The 18,852-nt window shown below is 36.6% G+C and carries 16 protein-coding genes and 2 other annotated features; of the genes, 12 read left to right on the top strand and 4 right to left on the bottom strand.

The genetic code is table 11. The features are described from left to right. The first annotated feature begins 198 nt into the window (after positions 1-198). A complete protein-coding gene (locus IGI65_RS04730) occupies positions 199-648 on the top strand; it encodes a DUF3290 domain-containing protein (protein WP_438773393.1) in 450 nt (149 codons plus the stop codon). A gap of 11 nt (positions 649-659) precedes the next feature. Continuing rightward, positions 660-1,295 carry a DUF421 domain-containing protein gene (locus tag IGI65_RS04735; protein ID WP_412256177.1) on the top strand — a complete coding sequence of 212 codons (636 nt, stop codon included), beginning with the start codon at positions 660-662 and terminating at the stop codon, positions 1,293-1,295. 572 nt (positions 1,296-1,867) lie between these two features. On the opposite strand, the gene IGI65_RS04740 is transcribed toward IGI65_RS04735, so the two are convergent. Then, positions 1,868-2,038: a hypothetical protein gene (locus IGI65_RS04740; protein ID WP_412256178.1), complete on the bottom strand. Its 171-nt coding sequence runs from the start codon at positions 2,036-2,038 to the stop codon at positions 1,868-1,870. A gap of 29 nt (positions 2,039-2,067) precedes the next feature. Beyond that, positions 2,068-2,550, bottom strand: a complete 483-nt coding sequence (locus tag IGI65_RS04745; RefSeq protein WP_438773394.1) for a YbaK/EbsC family protein — start codon at positions 2,548-2,550, stop codon at positions 2,068-2,070. Positions 2,551-2,622: 72 nt separating this feature from the next. After that, positions 2,623-2,857: a binding site (T-box leader), on the top strand. A 165-nt stretch (positions 2,858-3,022) separates the two neighbouring features. Between IGI65_RS04745 and IGI65_RS04750 the strand changes: the two genes are divergently transcribed. From IGI65_RS04750 to aac(6'), 7 genes are all read left to right on the top strand, one after another. Then, on the top strand, positions 3,023-3,670 hold the full coding sequence (locus tag IGI65_RS04750; protein ID WP_071864660.1) for an amino acid ABC transporter permease: 648 nt from the start codon (positions 3,023-3,025) through the stop codon (positions 3,668-3,670). Between the two features lie 13 nt (positions 3,671-3,683). Continuing rightward, positions 3,684-4,316 carry an amino acid ABC transporter ATP-binding protein gene (locus IGI65_RS04755; protein WP_412256181.1) on the top strand — a complete coding sequence of 211 codons (633 nt, stop codon included), beginning with the start codon at positions 3,684-3,686 and terminating at the stop codon, positions 4,314-4,316. A gap of 42 nt (positions 4,317-4,358) precedes the next feature. Further along, positions 4,359-5,168: an amino acid ABC transporter substrate-binding protein gene (locus IGI65_RS04760; protein ID WP_071864669.1), complete on the top strand. Its 810-nt coding sequence runs from the start codon at positions 4,359-4,361 to the stop codon at positions 5,166-5,168. A 90-nt stretch (positions 5,169-5,258) separates the two neighbouring features. Continuing rightward, entirely contained in the window at positions 5,259-7,673 is a 2,415-nt protein-coding gene (locus IGI65_RS04765; protein ID WP_438773396.1) for a DNA translocase FtsK, read from the top strand. 36 nt (positions 7,674-7,709) lie between these two features. Continuing rightward, entirely contained in the window at positions 7,710-7,874 is a 165-nt protein-coding gene (locus IGI65_RS04770; RefSeq protein ID WP_438773397.1) for a hypothetical protein, read from the top strand. A gap of 289 nt (positions 7,875-8,163) precedes the next feature. Further along, a complete protein-coding gene (rlmN, locus tag IGI65_RS04775; RefSeq protein WP_438774410.1) occupies positions 8,164-9,240 on the top strand; it encodes a 23S rRNA (adenine(2503)-C(2))-methyltransferase RlmN in 1,077 nt (358 codons plus the stop codon). Positions 9,241-9,381: 141 nt separating this feature from the next. Continuing rightward, the gene (gene aac(6'), locus IGI65_RS04780; protein WP_438773398.1) at positions 9,382-9,936 is read left to right on the top strand and encodes an aminoglycoside N-acetyltransferase AAC(6')-Ii; all 555 of its coding nucleotides are present in this window, start codon (positions 9,382-9,384) and stop codon (positions 9,934-9,936) included. Between the two features lie 205 nt (positions 9,937-10,141). Here aac(6') and IGI65_RS04785 read toward each other — a convergent pair whose 3' ends face one another. Together IGI65_RS04785 and IGI65_RS04790 are read right to left on the bottom strand one after the other, a co-directional pair. Then, positions 10,142-10,975 carry an NUDIX domain-containing protein gene (locus tag IGI65_RS04785; protein ID WP_071864664.1) on the bottom strand — a complete coding sequence of 278 codons (834 nt, stop codon included), beginning with the start codon at positions 10,973-10,975 and terminating at the stop codon, positions 10,142-10,144. A 19-nt stretch (positions 10,976-10,994) separates the two neighbouring features. Beyond that, the gene (locus tag IGI65_RS04790) at positions 10,995-11,270 is read right to left on the bottom strand and encodes a hypothetical protein (RefSeq protein ID WP_071864665.1); all 276 of its coding nucleotides are present in this window, start codon (positions 11,268-11,270) and stop codon (positions 10,995-10,997) included. Positions 11,271-11,563: 293 nt separating this feature from the next. Here IGI65_RS04790 and metG point away from each other — a divergent pair, with 293 nt between their 5' ends. From metG to tyrS, 3 genes are all read left to right on the top strand, one after another. After that, the gene (metG, locus tag IGI65_RS04795; RefSeq protein ID WP_071864666.1) at positions 11,564-13,573 is read left to right on the top strand and encodes a methionine--tRNA ligase; all 2,010 of its coding nucleotides are present in this window, start codon (positions 11,564-11,566) and stop codon (positions 13,571-13,573) included. 431 nt (positions 13,574-14,004) lie between these two features. Continuing rightward, a complete protein-coding gene (locus IGI65_RS04800) occupies positions 14,005-16,677 on the top strand; it encodes a cation-translocating P-type ATPase (protein ID WP_438773399.1) in 2,673 nt (890 codons plus the stop codon). Positions 16,678-17,169: 492 nt separating this feature from the next. Further along, positions 17,170-17,370 (top strand) — a binding site (T-box leader). A gap of 156 nt (positions 17,371-17,526) precedes the next feature. Beyond that, entirely contained in the window at positions 17,527-18,783 is a 1,257-nt protein-coding gene (tyrS, locus tag IGI65_RS04805; RefSeq protein WP_071864668.1) for a tyrosine--tRNA ligase, read from the top strand. Positions 18,784-18,852: the final 69 nt, after the last annotated feature.

Consider the following 18,852-nt stretch of genomic DNA (forward strand, 5'->3'; position numbering starts at 1 on the left):
TGTTTTAGACCAGCGATTTACGCGAGATGTTGATCTAAAACCATAGTCTATCTATGTGCTACTCCCCTAATTAAGCTACATTATCGAGATTTTATAAGACAATGTCAAATATTAATTGCAGTAAAAATCAAATATATTAAAAATAATTTGTCTACATGCTAAAATAAGGAGAAGTAAACAGAGAAATGGGGAGTGAAAATGACTTTTTATGGCATTGACTATTTACAAAATAATGCAGGAGTAAACGATTATATTAAATATGGATTGATTTTTGCCGCTTTGATTTTTTTAATTTTTGTGTTTAGTACATATTTGCGTCATCGCCTAGATACAAAATACCGAGATTTGACTATTATCTTTTTATTATTGCTACTTTTTTTACTTGGAGTACAATATTCTGATTACAAACAAGATCAGAGCAATCATTCGCAGTCTTCCCAGATGGTCCATTTTGTTAAAAGAGTCGCCCAAGATGAAGTAGTTACACCAGAAGAGGTATATGTTAACAGCACGACCTTAACGGATCAAATGTTAGTTTTAATTGGGGATGATTGTTATCGGGTTACACTTAGTCAAGATGGGACGAACTTTAAAATGGACGCCGTGGCACTATTGACGGCAAAAGACCAGATTGTGAAACAAAAGTAGGGGGAATAAAGATGAGTTATTACTTACCAATTTTAGCCAAGTTTGCTTTGGGGCTAATTTGTTTAATTTTACAAATTACAATTATGGGAAAAGGCAATTTAGCACCAACCTCTCCAATGGATCAAGTCCAAAACTTTGTCTTAGGGGGGATTATTGGCGGGGTTATTTATAACGAAGCCATTACTGTTTTACAATTTGTTTTAGTCTTAATTATTTGGACATTACTCGTTTTAGTTTTAAAATTTGCCAAAGAACACAATCGCTGGATAAAACGTGTGATTGACGGAGCTCCGGTCACTTTAATTCGTAATGGGGCGGTAAATGTGCAAGATTGTCTGCGGATTGGTATTTCAGCCAATGACTTAATGTTTAAATTGCGTTCTAATGGCATTTTTGAAGTGGAAAAAGTAAAACTTGCGGTCATGGAACAAAATGGGCAATTAAACGTCATCGAATATGGCGCCGAAATGATTCGTTACCCGATTATTGTTGATGGACAAGCAAATTTTGATTTATTAGAAATAATTGAAAAAGATGTCGACTGGCTAGAAGCAGAAGTAAAAGCCCAAGGGCACGATAAAATTAGTGAGATTTATTTAGGAGAATATTTAAACGGAAATGTCATTTTAACCGCTTATGAGAATTAAGAATAGGAAGAAACTAAAGCTAAACAAAAGACAAAGCTACATTTCTTAAAAAGTGGTTTCTATTTTATGAGAAACCACTTTTTAATTTACAAATAAAATTTCTCATAAAAAAACGACTTTTTGTTGTATTTTAGTTTATATCAGGTTATTTTTATTGAAGTGAAAAAAAGCTAAATTTAAAAAAATATCGTTATTTATAAGTTTTGCTAGATGTTTTTTTAATGAATTTCTTTTTCGGTGGCAAGTTATAAAAAAAGCAGGTTAAAATCATAAAACCTCTCACATTTTGCTAATGTTACAGCAAATAAGTGGTAGCATAATTATGCAATAGGCTAATTATTTACCGCAAGGGAGGAATAGGAATGCGTAGTCGAAGGAAGTTTATGGTAGGGTTGATATTGTTTATGTTAATTTCTGTTATTATATTAGTCGGCGTGTTGTTAGGTGTTTTGAAATATTTGGGATTGGATTTATTGGTATAGTACATATTTTTTTAATACATAAAAAAGCGCTCTCATCTGGAGAACGCTTTTATTTATACGTTAAGATAAAAGTAGCCACTAAAGCTGGATTTAAAAAGCTATCAGGTGGAAAACACCTAAACAAACGGCTTTAATTTTGCGAATTTTTTCATTTTTATCATCCAATTGTTCGTAAACTTCGCGAATAGTATCTTTAGTTAATAAATAGAATAAATAGCCGGCGCCACCGGCAATCAATGTGAAAATCAATAAGACCAACATAAGCGTAACTACACCTCGTAATTTCTATTTTAAATCGCTACATAAAGTGGTTTGTATCCTAAATGATTTAAAATCTTTTCAAAATCACGAAATTGCATAATCAGTGTCGTCGAATTAATGTTGGGGTGAAATCCGACCGTATCTTGTTGGTCGATATCTTTATCAATGACGACAGTGATTTTGTGATCATAATCATTAGGCAAAGCCAAAGGTGTGACCGAACCTGCGGGCACATTTAGTAATTCTACCAAATTTTTTTCCGAAACAAAAGATAGACGCTTTTCATTTAAGGTTTTCGCTAAAGATGTCAAATCTGCTTGTTTTTCATCTGGTAAAATGACCAAAAAACGATGTTCGCCTTTGCGCGGTTTTAAAACTAAATTTTTTACTTGTGGTCCGGGTAAAGTAAAAGGTACATTCTTAACAGATGTAATCGGTTGGTGGTCTACACGTTGGTAGGAAATGTTTAATTCTTCTAATAGTTGATAGGCAGCTTGGGCAGTAGCAAACATGAAAAAAAGACCTCCTTAAAAAAAATAGTTGACAAATTTCATTTCACCTTTTAAAGTTAAAGACAACCTAATAATACGACATCGATAAGAAGAGTAGCAAGTATGTCCATCTAAAGAGAGTCTCTGGCAGGTGAAAAGAGGCGATGACAATTTGTGAACCACATCTTGGAGTTGTTTTTCTGAAATACTAGTAAGAAAATCCGGGTATGCCCGTTACAGCAACAGTCATTGATAGATGACTTATAGAGACTCTTAGCTGCAAAGCAGGAGTGAAAAAAGGTGGAACCACGTAATTTACGTCCTTTAGCGCTTGCGCTAAGGGACTTTTTTATTTTGGGATTACTTTTATCTATGGTGACTGATGGAGATTACTTTTGTGAAAAAGTAATAAAAAGAGGTGGAACCGCGGAATTACGCCCTCTGACTTTTATGTCAGAGGGCTTTTTTGTTTACAAAATAAGGAGCTGACGAGATGAATTATTTATTATCTGTTTTACCACAATTATTGTCTGGAGCAGGCATCACTTTAAAATTATTTGGTTTAACTTTACTAGGATCAATTCCATTAGGGATTATTTTAGCCTTTGTATTAGCAAGTCACTTGCAACCTTTTAAGTTAATTGTGCAGGTGTATGTTTGGATTATGCGGGGTACGCCATTGTTATTGCAATTAATTTTTATCTTTTATGGGTTGCCACTTTTAATGCCAGCACTGGTCTTGGAGCGCTTTGATGCTGCACTACTAGCTTTTATTATTAACTATGCTGCTTATTTTGCTGAAATTTTCAGAGGTGGTATTCAATCTATTCCAGAAGGGCAATACGAAGCAGCGCAAGTTTTACGTTTGAGTAAAATGCAAACAATCACGAAAATTATTATCCCACAGGTCGTAAAAATCACGCTTCCTTCAGTAGGAAATGAAGTAGTCAATTTAGTAAAAGATACGTCTTTAGTTTATATTTTAGGACTTTCAGATATGATGCGAATTGGTAAAATTGCAATGGAACGGGATACCACTTTGCTACCGTTAGTCGGAGTTGGTTTAATCTATTTGGTGATGACGGGTGCTTTCACATTGATTATGAAAGCTTTAGAAAACAAATTAAACTATTATCGTTAGGTGGGTGAAAATAATGTTGGAATTAAAGAATATCAATAAAGCATTTGGTAAAAAAACTATTTTTGAAAACTTAGACTTAAATATTCCCGATGGGGAGATTTTGGCAATTGTGGGTCCTTCTGGGGGCGGGAAAACCACTTTACTACGTATGTTAGCTGGATTAGAAAAAGCGGATAGTGGTACTTTTTTATTAGATGGGCAAGCATTTAATCCGATTGCATTAAATGAACAAGAACAAGTTGTCGGGGTTGTTTTTCAAGATTTTCAACTTTTCCCTCATTTGAATGTTTTTGAAAATATTACGTTAGCACCAAAACTAGTGTTGAAGGAAAACACTGAGACATTTACCAAAAAAGCTGAAAAGTTAGCTGCACAACTAGGATTAGAAGATTTATTACAAAGTTATCCTTATCAATTATCAGGTGGACAAAAACAACGGGTCGCAATTGCTCGTGCTATGGCGATGGATCCGCAAGTTTTGGCTTATGATGAGCCAACCAGTGCCCTTGATCCGGCTCTAAGAGAGCAGGTTGAAAAATTGATTTTATCTTTAAAAAAAGAAGGCGTCACCCAAATCGTAGTTACCCACGATTGGACATTTGCAGAACACATTGCCGATCAAACACTAAAAGTAACACCAAAATAAATTGGAAGTGTTGTAAAAAATAAGGAGGGTGTAAAAATGAAATTGAAAAAATGGAGTACATTATTAACTGTAGTGGCAAGTCTTGGTTTGTTGGTAGCTTGTGGGAGTAAGGAAGAAAATCCCAAAACAAAAGCAAATGAAATTCCAAAAGAAGTGGTCGTAGGGCTAGACGATACCTTTGTACCAATGGGTTTTAAAGACAAAGATGGGAATTTAGTTGGTTTTGACATTGATTTGGCCAAAGCGGTTTTTAAAGAAACCGGACAAAAAGTCAAATTTCAATCGATTGACTGGTCAATGAAAGAAACAGAACTTGATAATGGAACAATTGATGCCATTTGGAATGGCTACTCCAAAACGGCAGAACGAGAGCAAAAAGTCCTTTTCTCCGATACGTATATGGAGAACGATCAAGTGCTAGTTACACCGAAAAAGAGCAACATCACTACGTTTAAAGAGATGAAAGGTAAAATTTTAGGCGCTCAAGAAGGTTCTTCTGGTTATGACTTGTTTACCAAACAGCCAGAAGTGTTAAAAGATATTGTCGCAGATAACGACGCAGTTTTATACGCCAGCTTTAATGAAGCTTTTATTGATTTAGAAAATGGTCGCATTGATGGTTTACTAATTGATAAAGTCTACGCTGATTATTATTTAACGCAAAAAGATCAACTAGAGGATTACAACATTATTAAAGGACCGTTTGAAAATGAAGATTATGCGGTCGGGGTACGAAAAAACAATGAAGCCTTAGCTAAAAAAATTAATGAAGGTTTTAACGCTATCAAAGAAAATGGCGAATTTAAAAAAATCTCTGAAAAATGGTTTGGTGAAGATGTCTCACCCAAATAAAGTGGTTAAAACTTTTAACAGGTAGAACAAAACTTTTGTTCGCCTGTTTTTTTTTGTATAATAAGGAAGATGAAATGAGGGATTATAAAAATGGCACAACGAAAAAGCCAGAAGAAAAAGAAACGAGTAACAAAAAAACAACAGCAACAACAAGAAAAAATGATGTTGGCGGTAATTGGCGCCGCTTTTATAATATTTGCGCTACTTGGTTTATTTAAGTTGGGCTTTTTGGGAACTTTAATTGCTAATTGTCTTAGAATTATTGGTGGGAATACTTATCCTGTATTGGCCATTGCGCTAGCTTTATATGGATTATGGTTAATGGTCAAAACGACAGCGGCAAAATTGGAAAGTTTTCGTCGCTTTTTAGGGGGACTACTTATTTATGCGGGCGTCTTAATGTTTTTACACGCGTTATTATTTCGCAATGTAATTAGTGGTGACCCCAATATTATTAATACAACCTGGGGTGCTTTATTAGGGGACATTCGCACGAACCAAGTCAGTCAAAATGTCGGTGGTGGTATGTTAGGGGCTATTTTGTATCAATGTAGTTATTTTCTAGTAGCTCAAATTGGAAGTTATTTCTTTGCCTTTTTATTGGCAAGTGTAGGTTTATTTTTAGTCAGTATGATGAGTGGTGGCGAGCTTTTAGAACATTTGCAAGCTGCCGGTGAAACCTTACAAGAACTTTTAGCCGGTGACCCTGAAAAAAAAGAAGCAAAACAGGCGTTAAAAAAAGCACGACAAGCAGAAAAGGCTGCTGCAAAAGCAGAAAAAATTGCTGCTGAAAAAGCCGCTGCAAAACGGGAATTAGAAAAAAATGCGAAAAATCAAGTTCGGCCACAAACAGAAGGTGAAAAACTAGCGGAAACAGCAAAAAGTACCGTTGAAGTTGAACCAGAGCAATTGAGTTTTGTGCCAATTGATCATTTTCAAGAAAAAGTTGCTACTGAGCCTGTAACGGAAACGAATAATTTAAACCAGACAACAGAGGCTGAGATACCAGACGACGGTGAAGATTTAGATTTTGAAATTCCAGCCGAAGCAGAAGATCGCGATTATCAACTACCCAATGTGACGTTATTAGACTCACTTCCACCTACTGACCAAAGTGATGAATATCAAAAAATTGAACACAATATTGGTGTATTAGAACAAACCTTCCAAAGTTTTGGCGTCGAAGCAAAAGTTGTCAAAGCTAGCTTAGGACCTGCTGTAACCAAATTTGAAGTCCAGCCGGCAGTTGGGGTGAAGGTTAGTAAAATTGTCAGCTTAACAGATGACATAGCCTTAGCATTAGCTGCTAAAGATGTGCGGATGGAAGCGCCGATTCCCGGAAAATCTCTAATTGGTATTGAAGTACCAAATAGTAGCATTAGTATGGTTTCCTTCCGAGAAGTGATTGAAGCCCAACCAGATCATCCGGATAAATTATTAGAAGTACCATTGGGGCGAGATATTTCCGGTCGGGTTCAAACGGCCGACTTAACGAAGATGCCCCATTTACTTATTGCTGGATCAACGGGTAGCGGGAAATCCGTTGCCATTAATGGCATTATCACAAGTATTTTAATGCGGGCTAAGCCCCATGAAGTCAAATTAATGATGATTGATCCCAAAATGGTGGAATTAAATGTTTACAATGGGATTCCGCATCTGTTAACACCGGTTGTGACAAATCCGCGTAAAGCTGCCCAAGCATTGCAAAAAGTTGTCAAGGAAATGGAAGAGCGTTACGAGAAATTTGCCGCGGCCGGCGTCCGTAATATCACCGGCTATAATGAAATGATTTCAGAGCGAAATAGTAGTCATGGTGAAAATAATCCGATTTTACCTTTTATCGTAGTTATTGTTGATGAACTGGCGGACTTAATGATGGTGGCTTCCAATGAAGTGGAAGATGCGATTATTCGTTTGGCTCAAATGGCACGGGCAGCTGGAATTCACATGATTTTAGCGACACAGCGGCCGAGTGTGGATGTTATTACCGGGATTATTAAAGCTAACGTTCCTTCCCGCATGGCTTTTGCTGTTTCGAGTGGGACAGATTCCCGTACAATTTTAGATAGTAATGGCGCCGAAAAATTACTAGGACGCGGGGATATGCTCTTTTTACCAATGGGTGAAAATAAACCAATTCGCGTGCAAGGTGCCTTTATTTCCGATCATGAAGTAGAGCGAGTGGTAGCCTTTATCACTGAACAACAAGGGGCAGAATATGAAGAAAAAATGATGGTCACAGAAGAAGACGAGACTGCAAATGGTGCTAATGCTCAACCAGAAGATGAGTTATACGAACAAGCCAAAGATTTGGTTGTTGATATGCAGACTGCTAGCGTTTCGTTATTGCAGCGCCGTTTTCGGATTGGTTATAATCGGGCAGCGCGTCTAGTTGATGAACTGGAAATGCACGGTGTGGTAGGCCCTTCTGAAGGAAGTAAACCGCGTAAAGTTTTAATTGAACCAGTCCCAACAGAAGAAGTTCCGCAAGATTTAGAGTAGCAAACTAATTTTTTAATGGAACAAAAGGAGATAAGGATGCAAGAACTTTTGCTTAAAATGTTACGAAAAATTACTACCCTCACGCGTAACGGCGGAGCAGCAAACGGTAATACACTCAGCCGCAATGCCTATGGTGAGTTGGAAAAACAAGAACAAAAATTAAATGCATCAAAAAAAGAACAGACACCACCTCAAAAGTAAATTGTAATAAAAGAAAGCTATATTTTAGCTGATTAATTTGTTTTCTAGACGTGCTTAGCTTAGCTAAGCAGTTTAGAAAACTTTTTTCTTTAGTACATATAAAGATCTTAGAAATTAGACAACTATTAAGGTTTCGTTCAAACATATTTTTTCTTTTTAGACAAAACGAGTCTTTTCACTTTGTTTATTTCTTTAAAAAAGACTAAGCCAGGTTGAAAGATAGACAATAAATCTGTTATAGTATGGAGCGAATCTGTCAAAAAGGGGAAAAATTGTGAAAAAACCAACAATGAAACCATCTATTTATGGTTTAAATAAAGAAGAGCTAATGAACTGGTTGATTGAAAATGGCGAAAAGAAGTTTCGGGGCAATCAAGTTTGGGAATGGCTTTATGAAAAGCGTGTGTCAGAATTTGCACAAATGACGAATTTGTCGAAAGCTTTAATCGCAAAACTAGAAGAACACTTTGTTGTAAATCCTTTAAAGCAATTAGTAGTCCAAGAGGCAAGTGATGGTACGGTTAAATATTTATTTGAGTTGCCGGATAAGCTGATGATTGAAACAGTCCTAATGCGGCAAGACTACGGCATGTCAGTGTGTGTCACTACCCAAGTTGGCTGTAATATTGGTTGTACTTTTTGTGCAAGTGGCCTATTGCGAAAGCAACGGGATTTAACAACGGGTGAAATTGTCGCCCAAATTATGTTAGTGCAACACTATTTTGATCAGCTGAACGATGGAGATCGTGTTTCCCATGTCGTCGTGATGGGAATAGGCGAACCATTTGATAATTACGATAATGTCATGAATTTTATTCAAGTGATTAATGATCCTAAAGGTTTAGCCATCGGTGCCCGCCACATTACGGTTTCTACAAGTGGTTTGGCCCGTAAGATTAAAGAATTCGCGAATAACGGCTTGCAAGTTAATTTAGCGATTTCATTACATGCCCCTAATAATGAAGTCAGAAGTTCCATGATGCGTATTAATAAAAGCTATCCAATTGAAGTCTTAATGGAAGCAATTGATGAATATATTGAAAAAACGAATCGACGGGTTACCTTTGAATACATTATGTTAAATAATGTCAATGATCGCCCCCAGCATGCCAAAGAACTTGCTGAGTTATTAAAAGATAAGAAAAAATTAGCTTACGTCAACTTAATTCCTTACAATCCAGTCAGTGAACACGATCAATATTCTCGTAGTGAAAAAGCGGATGTTTTACGCTTTTATGATATTTTAAAACGTAATGGAATCAATTGTGTAATTCGTAAAGAACACGGCACAGATATTGATGCGGCTTGTGGACAATTGCGGAGTAAAAAAATGCAAGAACAAAAAAAGCAAAAACAACACGCGTAAAATTACTTAATCGTTGTGATTAAAAAAGTGGCTGATGCCACTTTTTTTCATTTATATTCTGATTTAAGAAAAAGTCATATTATTTCCTGCATTTTTGAATTATTGGTAAACTACCTTTAATACTACAGGAGGCGTGTGCCAATGTTAATTACAGAATTTGAACGGGATAATCCAATTTTAAAAGATCAATTGGCAGATCTTTTAGCCAAAACATGGCCTAAAGAATATGGTCAATCAGCTAAAACAGAAGTTGAAAAATTGTTAGCGCCAGAACGCATTGCGGTTGCGGCTTTAGTAAAAGAGGAACTGGTGGGCTTTATTGGGGCGATTCCACAATATGGTCAAACGGGTTGGGAATTGCATCCTTTAGTAGTAGTGCCAGATTTTAGGCGACAAAATATTGGTGCTCGCTTGGTTTCTTTTTTAGAATCGGAAATTGCTTCTAGAGGAGGGATTACCATTTATTTAGGTGCTGACGATGAAAACAATGAAACAACTTTAAGTCAAATGGACCTCTATCAAGAACCTTTAGCAGCAATTGCGCAAATTAAAAATTTGAAAAATCATCCATATGGTTTTTATGAAAAAATGGGGTATCAAATTACTGGTGTAATTCCTGACGCAAGCGGTTGGTTTAAACCAGATATTATTATGGCTAAACGGATTGGTGATTTTGAAGAAGTAACAGAGAATTAGTGGCTTTCTCACTGTGAGGTAAGGTGTTTTTGTCGAAAATCTACTTTAGAATAAAGGAAAAACAGGAGGTGTGACAAAAGACTTGTCGCACTTCCTGTTTTCGAATAAAGATTGACAGAAGCAGCTTCTATCACAACCTTGTTTTGTAAATAAACGGTTTTAGAAAAGTAACTGTGGTTTAAATAAGCTGACATGGCGCAAAAATTTAGAATTTAGCTGCGAGAACTTCTTTTTTTAGTTGATAAATTTTAGAAGGCCGGCCAATACCAAGGGGTTTTTCACCAATTTCATCAAAATATTGCAACATCGCTTTTTTAAAGTTGGAATGATCGATACTTTTAAAATCCATGCCCCAAAATTTTGCAAAAACTTTGCGGGCTTCAGTGATCGTAAAAGTAGGCCCTAAAACTTGTAAAACTCTAGGTTCATGTTCCATTTTTTCTGCGACGCGTTTAAAAGCTTTTAAGACAATTTGACTGTGGTCAAAAGCTAGAGAATCGCTACCGGATGAAAGGCCAGTTTTTAAGTTCAAAATAATCTCAACGTCTTGACCGCTGGTTAAATACAGCTGGCTTCCTTTTCGTTCCATGGTAAACCACCGAACTTCATCCGCATCATCCCCGGCACTTAATGGTTCTTCTCCAATAAAAGTTAAATAACTAACGGTGACTACCCAACCTCTGGGATCGCGATTAGGCGTGCTGAAAGTATGGAGTTGTTCAATATTGGATTTAGAAATTTCTACTCCCGTTTCTTCCAATGTTTCTCGTAATACCGAGTCATCAGTTGATTCATTTGGCATTACAAATCCGCCAGGCAATGCCCAAGAATTACGATAAGGATGGCTTTTACGCTTAATTAAAAGCATTTTTAACTGGTCTTCTTCTTTGTTGTAACACATTAAAACCATATCAACAGTTAAAGAAGGTTTCTCATATTCTGGGTGATCTTGCTTTTTATACCACTGCAGAAAGTCTTCTTCGGTGGCAACTTGTTCATAGTAATGTTTTTCTTCAGCTTTTGATGCAAACTCTGGCATAAAACTGCTCACCTCTACTTTATTTAAAAATAAATGGAATAATCAAATTGAATAAAAAGAAAATCAGGTAAAAAGGAGTTGTTTTGCTCGCTTTATCTTTTAAGCTAATTAAGCCTGAAATAGCGATTCCAATCAATAGAAGGCCACGAATAATTGCAGTTGTGGTCAAAAAAGATTGTAATTGTCCCTCTAAATTAAAATAGCCATATAAGCGGCCGTAAAAAGCGCAAAATATCATGTGGAAAAGTGTTAAAACGGCAATGGCCGCGATTAAAAGCCGATGTTTTTTTGTCATATTGTGTCCCTCAATTTCGTTAATCTCTTTCATTATACCAAAAAAAATTTCTTTAAGGCGGGCAAATCCAGTGAAAATGAATTTGCCTTTGTTTTTTACAAGGAAAAGCACTTAAAGAAAGTTAGAATTGTGGTATACTAGCTAAGAATCATTTACGTGATGTGTACTTAAAAATTTAGGTGACGACCTTGGTTGAAATGCGACGAATAGCCATTTGTGGTATTTTAGTAGCTTTTTAAAGCGACTGGTCCCAAAGAGTCATCTTCACTTTTTTATTACTAGGAGGAAAATCCATGGCTGGAAAAGAAACTTTTTATATTACAACACCGATTTATTATCCCAGCGGCAAACTGCATATTGGTAACTCATACACTACAATTGCCTGTGATGCGGTTGCACGTTACAAACGTTTAATGGGCTTTGATGTTTTTTATTTGACTGGTGTTGATGAACACGGTCAAAAAATCGAGAAAAAGGCATTGGAATTAGGTGTTGAACCCCAAACTTATGTAGATAAAATGGCAGCTGATATTCAAAAGTTGTGGAAAACATTAGATATTAGTTACGATAAATTTATTCGGACAACGGACGATTATCATAAAGCAGCAGTCCAAAAAATCTTTGATCGTCTTTTAACCCAAGGGGATATCTATTTAGGTGAGTACGAAGGTTGGTATTCTGTTTCTGATGAAGAGTACTTTACTGAAACGCAATTAGCAGAAGTTTATCGTGATGAAGATGGTAAAGTGATCGGCGGTAAAGCACCAAGTGGGCATGAAGTCGAATTGGTAAAAGAAGAATCTTACTTTTTCCGCATGAGTAAATATGCTGATCGTTTATTGGAATATTACAATGAACACCCAGAATTTATTCAACCGGAATCTCGTAAAAATGAAATGATTAACAACTTTATTAAACCTGGTTTAGAGGATTTAGCAGTATCACGGACTACTTTTAAATGGGGCATCCCTGTTAAATCAGATCCAAAACACGTTGTATATGTTTGGATTGATGCCTTATCTAACTATATTACTGCTTTAGGTTACGGTTCAGATGATACTACTTTATTTGATAAATATTGGCCTGCTGATGTGCATATGGTAGGTAAAGAAATTGTCCGTTTCCACACGATTTATTGGCCAATTATGCTGATGGCGCTAGATTTACCATTACCTAAAAAAATCTTTGGTCACGGCTGGTTGTTAATGAAAGACGGCAAAATGAGTAAATCAAAAGGAAATGTGGTTTATCCGGAAATGTTAGTTGAACGTTACGGCTTAGATGCATTACGTTATTACTTATTACGGGCAATGCCTTTTGGTTCAGACGGCGTCTTTACGCCAGAAGATTTTGTGGCTCGAGTGAACTATGATTTGGCTAATGATCTAGGTAACTTATTAAACCGTACGATTGCGATGATTAATAAATATTGTGATGGCAATGTACCGGCTTATGCTTCTAAAGTGACTGCTTTTGATAGTGAATTATCCACAACGGCTGCAAATGTGGTGGGCCGTTACCACCAAGCAATGGATAAAATGGAATTTAGTGTTGCTTTAGCGGAAGTTTGGACTTTGGTCTCTCGGGCAAACAAATATATCGATGAAACTGAACCTTGGGTATTAGCAAAAGATGAAGAGCACAAGGCCGAATTAGATAGTGTCATGGTGCATTTAGCTGAAAGTTTGCGTATTGTTGCGATTTTATTACAACCAATTATGACGGAAACACCAAAGAAAATTTTCCAACAACTAGGTTTAGATGCGGAAACGATGGACTTAAAAGATTTGCGCTTTGGAGAATTTCCACGGAATACAAAAGTCGTTGCTAAAGGAAAACCAATTTTCCCACGTTTAGATCAAGAAGTAGAAGTAGCATACATTCAAAAGAAAATGACAGAAGGTGTTGTTACTCCAGAAGAAACAGTGAAGTGGGACCCAGAAGAAACAGAATTGGTTTCAGTTAAAGAAAAACAAATCAAATATGATGATTTTGATAAAGTAGAATTAAAAGTAGCCGAAGTTATCGACTGTCAAAAAGTCAAAGGAGCAGACAAACTCTTACAATTTCGCTTAGCTGCCGGAGATTCGCAAGATCGTCAAATCTTGTCAGGAATCGCTGAATTTTATCCAGATCCAAAAGCGTTGATTGGTAAAAAAGTTGTTATCGTAGCTAACTTAAAACCGCGAAAAATGCGTGGTCAAATTAGCCAAGGGATGATTTTATCTGCCGAAGATGAAAATGGCAACTTAGCTATTGTTGAAGCTCCCAAACAAATGCCAAATGGATCAGTAATTGCCTAATTTAACCGTGTTGTCAGTAACTAAAAGATGCTGACAACACGATTTTTTTATTACTTTTATTCTAGTGAATTTTTTTTCTAAATTACTATTTCTAGATGATAAGCTGAAATTTCAAGAAATTTGCAGCGCATTTTTTTATTCTACCTTTATTACGCAAGTGCCAAAGAAGTACCTTCAGTTTTTTTCTTTCTTTTTCCTAGTTGTCTTTTATGAAAAGTATTTGCTCGCAACTGCAATCTACTATATAATGTTCTTTGTATTTATATGTTTTCATGAGGGAGTAACTAGCAGCATAAGCTGTGGCAACATCACCAACCGAAATTTATTTTCTGGTGTTGCCTTAATTAGTGAGACTTATGTATGTTATGCACATACACAAGTCTATTTTTTTTAGCTGACTTGTGGAGGAAAATTTCAAAGGAGGAACAAAATTGTCAGAAGAAAACAAAAAGCAGCAGTTGAGCCAAGCGTTTTATTCCCAAACGCCAGAAGAGGTTCTAAAAGAGTTAGATGCAACTGCTGAAGGCCTTAGTGCCACAGAAGCCAAAAAACGCTTAAGCGAATATGGTGAAAACGAGCTTGAAGAAGGTAAGAAAAAATCAATGGTTCAAAAGTTCTTTGAACAGTTCAAAGACTTGATGATTTTGGTTTTACTAGTTGCCGCGATTATTTCGGCTCCCCACGAACCTGTTGACTCCATCATTATTTTGCTTGTTGTAATTATTAACGCTGTGATGGGTGTTGTCCAAGAATCAAAAGCAGAAGCTGCAATTGAAGCATTACGGGATATGTCCACCCCAAATGCTAATGTTATGCGAGACGGTCATGCCTTATCAATTAAAAGTACAGAACTTGTACCAGGGGACATTGTCTTATTAGAAGCCGGCGATGTTGTTCCTGCTGATATGCGTTTAATTGAAGCCAGCTCATTAAAAATTGAAGAAGCTGCTTTAACAGGGGAATCAGTCCCAGTTGAAAAAGAACTCGTTGTTTTAGAAGGCGATGAAATCGGAATCGGCGATCGCATTAACATGGCTTATTCTAATAGTAACGTCACTTATGGTCGCGGAAAAGGTGTTGTTGTAAACACTGGGATGAATACCGAAGTTGGTAAAATTGCAGGGATGTTAGCTGCAGCTGACGAAACGGAAACACCGCTAAAAAACAACTTGAATCACTTAGGTAAATTCTTAACGGCTGCAATTTTAGTAATTGCTGTCATTATGTTCTTATTTGGTACATTAGTTAACGGTACACCGTGGATGGATATGTTATTAACGTCTGTATCTTTAGCTGTTGCAGCTATTCCAGAAGGATTACCGGCAATTGTAACGATTATTCTAGCGTTAGGAACGCAAGTTTTAGCCAAACGTAATTCCATTATTCGGAAATTACCAGCGGTAGAAACACTAGGTTCAACCGATATTATCGCGTCTGATAAAACTGGTACGTTGACATTAAATCAAATGACAGTTGAAAAACTTTATACCAACGGGCAACAATATCCTGCCAGTGAACAAATTCCTGCCGATAATATGGCTCTTAAAGTGATGAACTACGCCAACGACACAAAATTCAGTCAAGAAGGGGAATTAATTGGTGATCCAACTGAAACAGCCCTTGTGAAATTTGGTCAGGATCAAGGTTTTAACGTGACTGAAAAAGTAGCCCAAGAACCTCGTGTTGCGGAACTACCTTTTGACTCAGAAAGAAAATTGATGTCTACAATTCACCAACAAGCAGACGGTCGCTACTTGGTGGCTGTTAAAGGGGCACCAGATGTGTTATTAGGTCGTTGCACACAATATCAAGTATTTGATGACGTAAAACCGATGAATAAAGCAGAAGAGCAAACCATTTTAGACAACAATAAAGATATGGCCAAACAAGCGCTACGTGTGTTAGGGATGGCTTATAAATATGTTGATTCAATTCCAACTGAATTGGATTCTGCAGTCGTTGAAAATGATTTAATTTTTGCCGGTTTAGTCGGCATGATCGACCCTGAACGCGCTGAAGCTGCCGATGCGGTTAAAGTTGCCAAAGAAGCAGGTATTCGTCCAATTATGATTACCGGCGACCACAAAGATACCGCAGAAGCTATTGCGGCTCGTCTGGGAATTATTAAAGCTGGCAATGATGCGGCTGTTTTAACTGGTGCTGAATTAAACCAAATGTCAGATGAAGAATTTGCTCAAAAAGTGGCAAATTATTCCGTCTATGCGCGGGTATCACCTGAACATAAAGTACGAATTGTAAAAGCTTGGCAAAAAGAAGGTAAAGTTGTGGCGATGACTGGTGACGGTGTCAACGATGCTCCTGCCTTAAAACAAGCCGATATTGGGGTTGGTATGGGGATTACTGGTACTGAAGTTTCAAAAGGTGCTTCTGATATGGTCTTAGCAGATGACAACTTTGCGACAATTGTGGTGGCTGTTGAAGAAGGACGTAAAGTTTTCTCTAATATTCAAAAAGCCGTACAGTATTTATTAGCTGCTAACTTAGGGGAAGTTTTAACACTCTTTATTGCTACAATGCTAAACTGGGATACATTATTACCAATTCATCTATTATGGATTAACTTAGTAACAGATACATTCCCTGCGATTGCGTTGGGGATGGAACCAGCTGAAAAAGATTTAATGAGCCACAAGCCAAGAGGTCGTAATTCCAACTTGTTCTCTGGTGGTGTTTTCTCAAGTATCATCTATCAAGGGATTTTAGAAGCAGCGACTGTCTTGTTTGTTTATTGGTCTGCTATCCAATGGCCTGTTCACGCAACGTATGAAGCGATTCACAGCGATGCGTTAACAATGGCCTTTGCAACATTAGGGTTGATGCAATTGTTCCATGCGTTTAATGTGAAATCTGTTCACCAATCCTTATTTAAAGTGGGACCATTCCGCAACAAATCATTTAACTGGGCGATTTTACTGTCATTTTTCTTAATGATGGTTATTATTGTTGTTCCTGGTCTAAATGATGTTTTCCGTGTTGCCCACCTTGATTTATATCAATGGGGAATTGTCGTTGGTTCTTCTTTTGCAATTATTCCAGTAGTGGAAATTGTTAAAGCCGTTCAACGAGCACTAGGAAAAGAATAGAATACAAAAAAGCTGTGACAAAAAATTGTCACAGCTTTTTTTTTTCGAATAAACGGTGTGACAAGTAGCTTCTTTTGAAATAAGATAGAATTCCCAAAAATTTGAAAAACAATTTTCAGCAATGCCGTCTTATTTCTTGAAGTTAGTCACTTCAATCGTAACCTCTTTTTTTATAAACGACATTTCATTAGCAATTTTTTTAAAGAAATTTTATCTTATCGCTTGCGTGTAAACGAGATCGTTTCATTTTTATTGTGTTATTTTATAAAGTTTTTTTTGATAGTGACAGCACTATATTTTTATCTGGAATAAAAAGAGGACAAAGTGATGTTTCCCAACTTTTGACCTCTGAATAATTATGCTATGACAATTTGTTTTTAAACGGAAATAATACTCTGCCATTCTTTTTTGTAAAGTGTTATTCTGAAAAAAATAACGCCTTTGTGGTTGACAAACCGCTGCCACAGTCTTATGATGTAGTCACATTAATAAATGATGACTGTGATGGAAACACAGTAGGATAATAGCCGCTGTTTAAGAGAGCTGGTGGAGCTGCAAACCAGTACACGCTATTGTGCGAATTACACTTCCGGAGTCTTGGCGTAAAGCCACGCGACAGCGTTAAATGTTTGAGTGATATATTTTTTTTAAAAGTATATAATTTGGGTGGTACCGCGAATTTTCGTCCCTTGGCAATTTTGCCAAGGGACTTTTTTGTTACTTTGTTTTTTAGCTGCTCAAATTTTAAACCCATTCATAAAACGCTTTAAAATTTTTTTTAATAACACCCATTAATTTTGCTATGCCAGCAGTTTACTGCTTTCATAAATATAGACGGAGGTCAATAAGATGAATATTATTGATGAATTAACGTGGCGGGATGCCATCAACCAACAAACCAATGAAGAAGGTCTACGTAAACTCGTAGATGAAAAGAGCATTGCGCTTTATTGTGGTGTCGACCCAACCGGCGATTCCATGCACATTGGACATTTAATTCCTTTCATGATGATGAAAAGATTTCAATTGGCGGGCCACCGTCCATATATTTTAATTGGTGGTGGTACTGGTACAATCGGTGATCCTAGTGGCCGTACAACAGAAAGAACGTTACAAACAATGGAAACCGTTCAGCACAATGTCGACGCGTTATCCAACCAAATGCGTAAATTATTTGGCAAAGACGCCAATATCAGTTTTGTAAATAACTTTGACTGGTTATCTAAAATTTCATTGTTGGAATTTTTACGTGACTACGGTAAAAACTTCAACATTAACACAATGCTAGCCAAAGATATCGTTTCAAGTCGTTTAGAAGTGGGAATTTCCTTTACAGAGTTCACTTACCAAATTTTACAATCCATCGACTTTTTACATCTATTTAAAACATACGGTGTACAATTACAAATCGGTGGCGCCGATCAATGGGGGAATATTACAGCGGGACTTGATTTGATTCGTAAATTAGAAGGTCCTGAAGCTGAAGCCTTTGGTTTAACTATTCCATTAATGTTAAAAGCCGATGGTACTAAATTCGGTAAAACTGCCGGCGGTGCTGTTTGGTTAGATCCTAAGAAAACTTCACCATTTGAATTCTACCAGTTCTGGTTAAATCAAGATGATCGTGATGTTATTAAATACTTGAAATTCTTTACTTTCTTAGATAAAGAAGAAATTGATGCTTTGGCACAAAAAGTTGCCACTGAACCAGAAAAACGCGAAGCGCAACGCCGCTTAGCTGAAGAAGTTACTCGCTTTGTTCACAGCGAAGAAGACTTAAAAGAAGCACAAAAAATTACCGAAGCGCTATTTTCCGGTAATATCAAAGATTTAAATGCTACTGAAATCGAACAAGGCTTTAGCAAAATGCCAACGGTTGAAATTTCCAGCGATCCAGAAAATATCGTGGAATTATTGGTAGCAACAAAAATTGAACCATCAAAACGTCAAGCACGAGAAGATGTTTCAAACGGAGCTATAAGTATTAACGGTGATCGTATCACTGATTTAAATTTTGTCGTAACACCATCTGATCATTTCGAAGGAAAATTCGTTGTGATAAGAAAAGGTAAGAAAAAATACTTTTTGGCCAAAGTATTAAATTAGAATTTGATAATTTTTTACCTTGAAAAACAATGATTTTCATTTTCTTATTCAAATGATGAACTGGTCTTA

This window comes from Enterococcus sp. DIV0755b (assembly GCF_051713765.1).
Lineage (GTDB): Bacteria > Bacillota > Bacilli > Lactobacillales > Enterococcaceae > Enterococcus_C > Enterococcus_C canintestini.